The organism is Rhodococcus sp. NPDC019050 (genome assembly GCF_055664235.1).
On sequence record NZ_JBVOON010000032.1, the window covers coordinates 1 to 10,364 of the forward strand.

10 protein-coding genes and 2 pseudogenes are annotated in these 10,364 nt (G+C 64.8%); 5 read left to right on the plus strand and 7 right to left on the minus strand.

Annotated features, from left to right (window positions below):
- Positions 1–438: pseudogene (locus AC0B44_RS20840) on the minus strand (transposase); the annotation flags it as partial.
- Positions 439–627: 189 nt separating this feature from the next.
- On the opposite strand from AC0B44_RS20840, the gene AC0B44_RS20845 reads away from it, so the two are divergent.
- A complete protein-coding gene (locus AC0B44_RS20845) occupies positions 628–987 on the plus strand; it encodes a hypothetical protein (RefSeq protein WP_471904650.1) in 360 nt (119 codons plus the stop codon).
- A gap of 58 nt (positions 988–1,045) precedes the next feature.
- On the opposite strand, the gene AC0B44_RS20850 is transcribed toward AC0B44_RS20845, so the two are convergent.
- A complete protein-coding gene (locus tag AC0B44_RS20850) occupies positions 1,046–1,627 on the minus strand; it encodes a hypothetical protein (RefSeq protein WP_471904651.1) in 582 nt (193 codons plus the stop codon).
- Between the two features lie 757 nt (positions 1,628–2,384).
- Between AC0B44_RS20850 and AC0B44_RS20855 the strand changes: the two genes are divergently transcribed.
- Entirely contained in the window at positions 2,385–2,621 is a 237-nt protein-coding gene (locus AC0B44_RS20855) for a hypothetical protein (protein ID WP_471904652.1), read from the plus strand.
- 59 nt (positions 2,622–2,680) lie between these two features.
- On the opposite strand, the gene AC0B44_RS20860 is transcribed toward AC0B44_RS20855, so the two are convergent.
- Positions 2,681–4,270 (minus strand): type IV secretory system conjugative DNA transfer family protein, encoded by a 1,590-nt coding sequence (locus AC0B44_RS20860; protein ID WP_471904653.1) that lies wholly within the window; start codon positions 4,268–4,270, stop codon positions 2,681–2,683.
- Positions 4,267–5,217: a M48 family metalloprotease gene (locus tag AC0B44_RS20865; protein ID WP_471904654.1), complete on the minus strand. Its 951-nt coding sequence runs from the start codon at positions 5,215–5,217 to the stop codon at positions 4,267–4,269. The genes AC0B44_RS20860 and AC0B44_RS20865 overlap by 4 nt, the downstream gene beginning before the upstream one ends.
- A gap of 488 nt (positions 5,218–5,705) precedes the next feature.
- Between AC0B44_RS20865 and AC0B44_RS20870 the strand changes: the two genes are divergently transcribed.
- Both AC0B44_RS20870 and AC0B44_RS20875 read left to right on the plus strand, forming a co-directional pair.
- Positions 5,706–6,050 carry a hypothetical protein gene (locus AC0B44_RS20870; protein WP_471904655.1) on the plus strand — a complete coding sequence of 115 codons (345 nt, stop codon included), beginning with the start codon at positions 5,706–5,708 and terminating at the stop codon, positions 6,048–6,050.
- Between the two features lie 249 nt (positions 6,051–6,299).
- Positions 6,300–7,229, plus strand: a complete 930-nt coding sequence (locus AC0B44_RS20875) for a hypothetical protein (protein ID WP_471904656.1) — start codon at positions 6,300–6,302, stop codon at positions 7,227–7,229.
- A 95-nt stretch (positions 7,230–7,324) separates the two neighbouring features.
- On the opposite strand, the gene AC0B44_RS20880 is transcribed toward AC0B44_RS20875, so the two are convergent.
- Together AC0B44_RS20880 and AC0B44_RS20885 are read right to left on the minus strand one after the other, a co-directional pair.
- Positions 7,325–8,308 (minus strand): hypothetical protein, encoded by a 984-nt coding sequence (locus AC0B44_RS20880; RefSeq protein WP_471904657.1) that lies wholly within the window; start codon positions 8,306–8,308, stop codon positions 7,325–7,327.
- A gap of 90 nt (positions 8,309–8,398) precedes the next feature.
- Positions 8,399–8,623: a hypothetical protein gene (locus tag AC0B44_RS20885; protein WP_471904658.1), complete on the minus strand. Its 225-nt coding sequence runs from the start codon at positions 8,621–8,623 to the stop codon at positions 8,399–8,401.
- A gap of 76 nt (positions 8,624–8,699) precedes the next feature.
- On the opposite strand from AC0B44_RS20885, the pseudogene AC0B44_RS20890 reads away from it, so the two are divergent.
- Positions 8,700–8,969, plus strand: a pseudogene (locus tag AC0B44_RS20890) (transposase); the annotation flags it as partial.
- 16 nt (positions 8,970–8,985) lie between these two features.
- On the opposite strand, the gene AC0B44_RS20895 reads toward AC0B44_RS20890, so the two are convergent.
- A complete protein-coding gene (locus tag AC0B44_RS20895; RefSeq protein ID WP_471904659.1) occupies positions 8,986–10,047 on the minus strand; it encodes an IS110 family RNA-guided transposase in 1,062 nt (353 codons plus the stop codon).
- Between the last annotated feature and the right edge of the window lie 317 nt (positions 10,048–10,364).

Genomic DNA, 10,364 nt, shown 5'->3' on the forward strand with positions numbered 1-10,364 from the left:
TCTCCCGTAATCGCTCCCGCAGGGTTCGCTCGGTCTCGGCGATGGTCGGCCGGCGGCGCTGCACCGAGCGGGATTGTCCAGCAACCTTGCAGGCACGCCGTTCGGAAACCCCGAACCGCTCCCGCAGTACCTCCACGGCCCTGCGGCGGCGGTCCGGACTCACCAGTTTCCCCGGTTCAACTCCTTGAGCATGTCGATGTCGAGAGCCTGGTCGGCGACCATCTTCTTCAGCCGCGCATTCTCCTTCTCGAGTTCCTTGAGTCGTTTGACGTCGTCGGATTTCATGCCGCCGTACTGGGACTGCCAGCGATGCCAGGTCGCCTCGGAGACTTCGAGGTGCTTGCAGACATCTTCGATCGAGAACTTCTCGCCGAGAAGTTTCTCGCCTTCGCGGAGCTTGCGGATGATCTGCTCCGGAGTATGCCGTCGTCGTGCCATGTCGTGTACTCGCCCTCCTGCACTCATTTTGGTGCATTCGAACTCGCACAACCACTGGACCTGCTCAGTGGGATCCAGTCACGCAAAGGGGGTCCGGTGCATCAACATGGCGATGAGCATTCATCCGAGGTCGATGTCGTCTACCTCGACACTGCCACCGGTCGTCTGCGCTACCGACTGCCTCTCTCAATGGACCGCGACACCGTCGGCGAGCAGACCGTGCACGAGATCCTTGACTCAACAGGAACAGATCGGTCATCGGTCGAGGCGCGACGGGAAGCGAGCCAGCTGCTCGGACTCGAGGTGGACGGCCAGCACCGCTACCCGCTGTTCCAGTTCGACCGAGACCGCAGCTGCATTTCTCCGGTAGCCGCATATGCGAACGAAGCGCTCGGGTGCCAACTCGACCCGTGGGGCACGCTCGACTGGTGGTTCACCGCGAACCTCGGAATCCACGACGAACGCCCCGTGGACCGCCTGAGCGCGGGCCTGCTGACCGAAGCGGACGTCGACCAGTTGGTCGCAGCCGACTTGCAGGGCATGGACTGATCGAGTCGCGGAAGCGTCGCGAATCGAGGGGCGACCAGCGAGTCGTGTGTGGCCGTGGTCAGATGGGGCGGAGTGTGCGGTCAGACCGCCGATCCGCACACTGCTCACACAGGGTCTGATACCGGTAGTGATCGGTCCGCAGCCGCACTCCGGTTCCGGTGTCGCCGCATTCCTCACAAGTGCGCTCGGCGGCGGCCTCTGCAGCCGCCACGAGATCGTTCATCGGCCCCTGGACCTCATCGAGGTCGGTGCCGAAGTAGTAACGCAGGCCACCGAACTTCTCCTTGACCTGATACACCACGTATACCGGATCGAGAGCAGTGAGGGCCTCGTCAAGCCGGACGAGGATCGGGTACCAGCCCTTGCCAGCCCGGACATGACGTCCCCACCCGTCGGGGATCCGCAACAGGATCTGCTGTAATCCGCCGGCGTACTCTCCCGCGTCCTCCGGTACGTGCAAACAGTCACGTACGCGATCCCAGTCGATGTCGACCTGCGCAAGCTGCCGGACCACGGCGGCGCCGCCATCATCATCTCCACTTACGAACGCGTCGCGCAGGGACTCGAGCATCGACCCCATCGCCTTCAGCTGGTCCATGTCGCGGTCGCTCAACCCCGGCTGCGGCTCACGCTCTGACATACCTGCCAGTCTCCTCCTGCGCCCATGGAATCGGATTCCCGCACAAAGCCAGCCAGGTGAGAACAGGCAGTGCGCAACAGTGCGGAAACCTATGCGGGAGGTACGTCGGGGTCGGCAACCAGGTGCGGCAGAAGATTCTCGATTTCGCACACAGCGGCGACGGCCGGTTCTCACTACTCCGGCCCGGCCCGCCGCCCCGATGTCGCTGCGACCTGTGTGCGCCAGCCCGGCACTCCCACCGACTGACCGTCGGTTTCCCGCTTCGGGGGGCACCACTCCACGATCGCCCCGCGTTGCCGGCCGGGGGTCCAGGAACATCCCGTAATGCGGCCCCGCGCGATGCGACTCGCTTCGATGGGGCAGTGTGAATCGCTGAGCTTGCACCGCACACGGTGTCGATGACCTGTACGCGGATCGTCGAAGCCTCGCACCTGGTGCCGCGAAGTGAGAAGAGCCGCGGCGCAGGGCTCGCTACAAGCCACGCCGCGGCCCCCTGTCGATGTCAAACGGTGTTAGAGCACCTCCACCGACAGCCCGAGGCTACCGGCATCCGGCGACACGGCCCAATGACCTGCTCGCGGATCGGATGTCGGAGATCCCCGGTACGCTCTCGACCGCACAACTAAACAGAGGCTGCCACTACACCGGCAACTCAACCTTTCAGGTCAATCCACCTGGATCTTGGGTTCGTCGGTAGTGGCTGTTAGAGCAGTCATCGCTTGGCGACCCTTGATCCCTGACGGTTCAAGGAGAACCGATGGCTCGCTACAACAACCGGAACCGCAACACCTTCGTCGCGAAGGTCGATCGCACCACGGACAACGTGGACGCGGTCGGAAAGCTCGCCGCCGCCGTTCACCACCTGACCACGGAAGTGGCCGGCATCATCAGGGTGATCATCGGCATCGTGATGCTCATCCTTCCCATCGTCGGTGTGTTCTGTCCGGAGCTTCTGCCTCTCGTGGAACGCGCGATCCCCCTTCTCGGGAAATGATCGGGTAACCGCGAACACCTGCGGCCCAACCATCTTTGGTTGGGCCGCAGGCCGTCCGGTCAGTTCCGGAGGTTGACCAGCATCGGACCGACACGGTTGCCGTCGCTGGTGGCGAGCGCCATCAGTGCGTGTCCGGGCGGGACGCCGGTGATGATGTCCGATGTTGTCCAGCGTGCGCGTTCGACACGGCGACTGGACACCGACTGGGTGTGGCCCTCGCTGTGACCGCTGCGCCGGCTGAAGATTGTCCGGTCGTCGTAGGTGACGCTGCTGGTCTCGCCGCGGCTGACTGTGTTCTGGGTGATCCACTCGTCACCGAACCACCGGGAGAAGTGGTCCGCGGTCTCCGGATCGACTCCACCGAACACCGCTTTGCAGCCGGTGGATCCGAAGATCGTCGGGCGCACGTCGGGCGGGAAGTCGGCGAGGGTCTGGGTGAGCAGGACCATGCCGGCGTTGTTGGATCGGACCTTCTGCACGCCGCGGGCAACGTAGTCGTCGACGTACCGACCAGCCTCGTCGATGACGAGCCCCTTGAAGATACGGCGGTTGGTCTCCGGGGCCGAGGCGGTCTGCACGAACTGGGACACCACCAGCCTGGCCAGCACCCGCGACGCTTCCGGGTAGTCGGCCTCGGGGATGGCGACCCGGACCCGAACGGGCTTGTTGATGTCGCGCATCTCGAACCGGTGCTGGTGATCGAAGATCTTCCGCAGCGCGGGCCGGTCGAGCCTGGCGAGACGTTCGACGAGACTGGCGGCCGGGTCGTGGCTGCCCTGCGACTGCCGGACCCGGTTGTCGAGATGCTCCTTCCATTCCTTCGCGCCGGGGGTGCCTTTCAACGCTGCCTTCACCTGGTCGTGGACGGCCTGGGAAGCACGTAGCAGCGCGAGGAGTTCCTTCACGGTCGGCCACGTCCCGTACGCGGCGTGATACGGGGCGAGGCAGTCGTAGAGCGCGTTGTAGGAGGCGTCCTTGAAGTAGGCCTTGTCGTCGGACACGTTCGGGGGCAGCAGTGCTGCGGCGAGCCGGTCCGCTGCGGTGTCGGCGTTGGTGGCGCCTCCGAACAAGCTGAACCCATGGGTCGGGTTGAGGGGGTCGATCGTGATGTCGAACCAGCCGTCGTAGGCGAAGTCGGTGCCCTTGGGGTCGATCACCACCAGACTCGCCTTCCCCGCCAGGGAAGCGAGGGAGAGGTGCTCGACGATGGGGATGGCGAGGCTTCGGGTTTTTCCCGATCCGGGCGGGCCGATCACCATGAGCGAGGTCCTCAGCACGTCATGGTCGACACCGAAGTCGCCAGCCCGCATCAGGGCGCTGTTCGCGGTGGGCACCACCCGGCCCAGTCGCACCTGCCCGGCGAACATGTTGTGGGTCGCGAACCGGGTGCCAGGCAGGGTACGGAGGCCGGAGGGGTGCAGGGCCGCGGCCGGGCCGAGGGCGGCGAGTTCGGCGGTCAGGCGCTGGCGGATCTCCAGGTCGTGGGCGGCGTGGTCGACCGCAGTGAGGATGCGGGCCCGGTCGATGTCGTCGAGGGTCCGGTCATTCGCCAGCGCATCCAAGATCCCCGCCGCGGCAGGATCGTCGTGGCGAAGGTAGTCCCACGGCCGCTCCACTCGGGTGGGCTTGCGATGTGGGAGCCACTTCACGGCCGGCTGCCGATCTGGGTGTGGCCGTAGAGGCGCTTCTCCAGGGCCTGGATCCGGGCCGCACACGAGGGGTGGCTGGAGAACAGGTTGGCACGCCAGCCCTGTTGTTTGCGTGCCTCGTCGTGGCCCGCGTTGAGCCACCCGTAGAGAACCTCGACCAGCGGCGGACCGTAGCCGAGGTCGGCGGCGACCCGGTCGGCGTACTTCTCGCCGTACCTGCTGAACCAGGCCAGCACGAACGGGATCGCGAACAGAAGAAGTAGTGCGGGGTGGATGGCGTAGGCGAACCACGCTAGGCCGAGCAGCCACAGCACCGGGAACAGACGCACGATCGGCCCGACGAGGCACCCCGCTGCCTGCCCTCCTGCGCGGCCAGCGACTGCGCCACCGGCGGCACCGAGGGTGAAACCCGTGAGAATCGCGAAGACCATGTGGTTGATCCAGTAGAACGCCTTCGCGGTCAGCCGGCCGGGAATGGCGTACCAGTACATGAGCAGTCTCGCCCAGGCGTGTCCGCCGAGGTGGTGGCCGAGTTCGTGGGCCAGTACCGCGGCGAGGTGGTTCGGCGGCATCTCCAACGCGGTGCGGGTCACGGCCACGATGTGCCCCGAGGTGGCGAAGGCGTTCAACTCCTGAGTGTCCTGCACCCAGAGCCGGTACCGCTCGGGCCGGACCCCGGCTGCGACGGCGACATCACCCCACACCATGTCGAGGACGCTGGCTTCAGCCATGGTTGGCTTCCGCAGACGGAACATCACTCTGGCGATCACGTCTTCCGTTGGTCGGAAGAAGACCAGCAGGCCTGACGCGAGGAATGCCGCGATCGTGGTCGAGAGGGCGGTGTCGTTGTTGGGGGCGATGATGTCCACCACAAGCCCGATGATGATAAGGCTGAACAGCAACCAAGGGATCCCGAGCAGCAGGGTGGCGAGGGTCGAAAGATGCACGCTACGGCGGAACCTCGGCGGTGTGGGAGGTCCAGCCCCCGGTTCTCCCACCGGTTGGAATGCGCCCGGCTGAGGCAGTTCAGATCCTGTAGTCATCAAGTCCCCCGAAGTGTGTTTCTTACGTTCCGGCCAGAAAGGCTATTCGGGGTCGTCGGGACGTGCGTCAGATGGGTACCTCCAGTTCGGGGACGGGGTGATTCGGCTTGCGCAAGGACGAGCCCCGAACGGTGGATGCAGCAGCGAACTAATCAGGCCGGACATGATGTAGGCGCGGCTCCTCCTGTGCGGCACCCCAGCGAAGCGGACCTCCGTGCCCACTGTCCTCGATCGTGTGTCGGCCGTCCGATTGCGCTGCGGTTGTTGGAATCGCCGAAGGTGTCCGACGGATGATCTGGACGACCCGCCATACCGATACCGGTGCCATCTTCCGCAGAGCATCCGCATAGGATGACGCGCTGCAAGAAGGACATTTTGGGGAGGGAACGTTCATGAAGAAGACCAAACGCCTGATCGCCACCGGAGCCTTGGCTCTGGCTGCCGCCGGCGCCTCCGTTGCCGGTGCGGTCATTGCCGCGCCCGCGGCCACGGCCGCCGTGGCTTCCGGCGACTACACCTTCACCACCGTGAACTTCGGTGTCCCGTCGACGGCACCGGCCAGCGTCCAGAACGGTGTCCTGACGCTGTACTCCTCCATCGGGCCCGTCAACTACCAGATCATCGACGTTCCGGGCGGCGGCTACATCGACTCCGGTCAGGGGCAGCGGTACTTCCTCGGTGGTGAGACCTTCTTCGGCCCCTTCGTGATCGGCCACAACGTGCTCGCTCCGCGCTGATCGAACCTGCACCACACACAGAACGCCGACTCGTAGCTCGAGGCGGCGTTCCCCGCGCTGGGGCCACCACCAGTCGTCGGCGAGAGGCGGTGGGGTGCACCGGGGTTCGAGGGTTTGGCAGATGGTGCCGGGTCCAACCCTGCCCCTGCTTCGGAGGCAGCGTTCCCGCTGACCCTTGGTGGCTACACTGGCAGCTGATACCACCAGCCGCCCGGCCAATGGCGGCCGCATTCGAGGAGATACCCGGTCATGCGTGCATCCCGCACAAGCTGTGTCGTCCTGGCGGTTGCGACCGCTACCGTCGTGACCCTGACCGGGTGCGGATCGGCTACCGGCGGCACCGCCGTCGCCGACGGGGAGTCGGCGTCCGGGCTGGACGCCGGCGCCGACCTTGCTCGACTCGCAGTCGAACAGGTGGAGAAGGATCCCGACTCGGCATCGGTGATCGAGTACGGCAGCACCGTGCATCTCGACATGACCGATCCGAGCATCCAACTCAAGACCAGAAACCCGTCGGGTGCCGATGTGTTTGATGACCTCATCCGGGGAGAGATCGAAGAGCATCGAGATTGGAAGCCGGAAGTCGACATCAAGGTAGACAACGCGCGTGTCCTCGGAGAGGCCTACATCTGCATGGACTTCGACGTCGAGAACAACATCCCTCCCCTGTCGGTGTACTCGGGAACGAAGAAGGACGGCAAGGACTGGACGGCGTACTTCCCGAACCTGAGCTCCTCACAGATGTATCCGTCGATCCATCTGCGTGAGATCAATCAGTACGCGACCAGCGATCGTGAGCTGCTCGACGAGGTGGAATCGTTGCCGGTCAGTGAGAAGGTCGAGTACGGACTACCCGGACTGACCTACGACGAGGGAACGCTGACAAGCACTTCGTCAGGTGTGAAGTTCGCCGAACTCGGCGAGACGGTTGCGGATGGTCATTCCTACAGCGGCAGCCGTCACGATGCGGTCGAGGGCGATACCGTCCTGCCGGCAGGAGGACGGCTGGCCATGACCCGATGTTGGGCTGTACGTGACGAGTTCGGCGTTGAGCTCTCCGGCGACGACTACGGCAACCTGCCCGAGTCCTGGCATAGCGGCGCCTTCGCGGTCGGAGTCGAAATCTCCGTAGCCGGTCGCGGTGCGGTCGTCGTCGTGCCATTCGGGCTGGTCAGCTGAAACAGGGCGTTAGCGCACATCTTGCTCCACAGCCGCCGGAAACCGGCGCCCCAGGCCCGGATCCCGGCGGCCACCAACGTCGTGGCCTCAAACAGCTAGAAGGGCGATTCCTGACTCTGCCCCGCACCCCAAATCTCTCGCGAGATCGACACGAGGACAGGAACAACCGCGATCACATCTTTGAGCGCCTCGTCGGCGGTGGAACGTCGGGGCATCCTCACCCCGACGTACGAATCCTTGTAGCCGCGGGCCAGGTATGGGTGGTCTTCCAAGTCGAGCAGCTTGTGCTGTGTCTGCCTCGAGGCGGCACCTCGGTGGGGGCTGATCTCGATCCCTTCGACCTCCAGTCGGTCGCCGAGCTTGAGTAGCGCGGACCGCATCTTCGAGCGCTCCGCAGGATCGGTGTACTCGGTCTCGTTTACCTCGAATCCGATGGTCAGCTGATGTGTCGGGTCAGCATGGATGTCTTGGGTGCCTTCGATCTGGCCGAGGACCCAGGCGTCTTGCACACGGATGTCGACGGCAGGCCAGTTCCTGGCTCCGGAGGTCACCTCGCCGGTGGCCGGAGACAGGTCGGTACGTGTGAGGGCGGCGCGCCACGCGGCACGTTGCTTCGTCTTCGTGTTCGGAAACGACTGGAGTGTGGTGATGTCCTCGCTCATGTGCTGAGCGATCGGGGTGTTAGTTCGGAGCGGACCGAGGATCTGATCCCAGGTGACGACGTGGACGTCGGGCGCACCGTCGGACACCTGAAGCGCTTCGGCCCGTGCACGTTCCGGAACCAAGAGAACTCCGAGGCTTTGGTCGTCGACATCACCCATGTAGCCGAGTACCTGATCGAGCTCAGGGGCAGCGTCGACCTTCGCCTCGACGATCACGGTCCGGCCGGCCTCGAACGCGACGTCGATGCGCCTGCGATCCTCCTTGCTCCACTTCAGTTCGGCGACAACCGTGTTCGGGTTGATCGGCTCATCTACAGGAACGCCAGCGGCGAGCAGTGCGGTCCGCACCGTGTCGGGATAGGCCCGGATCAGGTTGGCCAGGAGGAGAGTGGCGCGGGGCTCGACAGTGGTGATCAACGAGATTCCTTTCGTTCGGATGTGTACGCGGTCCGGCTTCGGGTTCGGAGCCTGGTGTCCCGGCTGCTTGCCTGGCCACCAGGGTGGGTTTCACGCGGAGAGGATGTCCGCGTGTTCTTCCTGCCACCAGCGGTGTTGCGTCGCCGCTTCTTCGGCGCGGTCCGCCAGTTCGGCGTCGATCTGGCGGACCGCCTCGATATGGGCGAGGTGGGCGCCGAGCACGACCGCTGGCGTGCCGGGAGCGAGATTCTTGGTGACCAGCACCAGCGGGGATGGATCTCCGATCGACTCCGCATAGTCGAGAAGATCTGGCATGTCCCCTGCGAGTAGGTCCGGGTTGTTCTAGAGTCCTGATTGCCCTGGTGAGGGCGAAGAAGGGACGATAGGGATCATGGCGGGACGCAAACGTCACTCGGCGGAGGACATCGTGCGCAAGCTGCGCCGAGCCGACGAGTTGGCCGCGGAAGGCAAGAACGGTGAGGAAATCGCCGCAGCGCTCGAGGTGTCGGCGGCGACGCTGTACAACTGGCGGCGCCAGTACTCCGGCATGGACGCCGATGCAGCGAAGGAACTCAAGGAACTGCGGGAGCAGAACAGCCGGCTCAAACGGTTGCTCGCCGATGCCGAGTTGGAGAAGGACGCGCTGCGGGAGATCGCCAAGGACGCTCCTATAGAGGTCAAGTGGTCAGAGCTCGGTAGTCCTGTCGTAGCGCGGTGAACACTTCGCGGGCGAGATAGCGTTTCTGGCATCTGATGATCTCAGGCATCGATTTGCCCTCTGATGTGCGGCGTTCCGCGTATCTGCGGGCTATGTCGCTGTATCGGAGGCGGACGACGACGGCGGTGTGCAGGGCCTCGTTGGCGCGACGATCGCCACCGCGGTGCAGTCGATGCCGATTCGTCTTGCCCGACGATGCGGGGATGGGCGCGACGCCGCAGAGGTGAGCGAAGGACGACTCCGACCGTAGCCTTTGTGGGTTGTCGCCAACGGTGATCAGCAGTGCCGCCGCGGTGTCCGGGCCGAGTCCGAACACGCTCGCGGTTCGTGGGGCGACTTCCTTGACAAGTGCAGCCAGATTTTTCTTGAGTTCTTGTGCTTCCCTGCGTAGTTCGCGTGTTCGTTTCGCGAGTGAACGCAGGGCGACGATCGTGGCGTTGACCGGATCGGTCATGGCGGCGGTGTCGGGTTCGAGCGCGATGCACGCGTCGAGCAGTGCCGTGGTGCTGCGCCCACGTAGCTGTGTGCGCAGCACTTCGGGGGCGGTGACAAGCATTGATCGGATCGTATTCATCGAGGCGGTCGCGGCCTTCACAGCGCCGGATCGAGCGACCCGCAGGGCCCGGATCGCTTCGATGGGTCCGTCACCGTGCTTGGGCTCGGACAGTTGGTGACGGGCCAGGACGGCACGGGCCGCGGCTTCGGCATCGATGGGGTCGCTCTTGCCTTCGCTTCGGCGAAGTTTGCGGTTGGGGCGAGGCACTTCCACCACCGCGATGTGGTGATGTCGTAGGTGGCGACTGATGCCGGCACCGTAGGAGCTGGTGCCTTCGATTCCTACTGAGATCGGGTGACCGTGCAGGTGGATCCATTCGACCACAGCGTCATATGCTGATGAGGTGGTGTCGAATTGGCGGTGCGCGAGCAGGATTCCGGTGTCGGTGATGATTGCGGCGTGATGGGTGTCGGCGTGGGTGTCGATGCCGCAGTAGATGTGCTGTGGGGCTCGGGTCGGTGTCACGTGATGGCCTTCCTCTGACATGGGGGGCGCGAGGTTCGGACGGGCCAGTGACGGGCCGGGCGGGGCGGCAGGCTCCTATGAGGTCACGGACATCGCGTGCTCCACTGTCGGGTGTGGTGGCCCGCTGGCGGTCGGGTCGACGGGTCCTGCGAAAGGCACTTCGGTGGCCAGGAAAATTCCGGGTCAGGCCGTCCCACCAGCGGGTTGTTCTCATTATCCACTGGAAAATTCTGAGCCCGACCGCCAAACGCGCCGCGATCACCATGCTCACCGGCACTATGCAGATGTCGGAGCGGTTCGCGTGCAAGGTCGTTGGG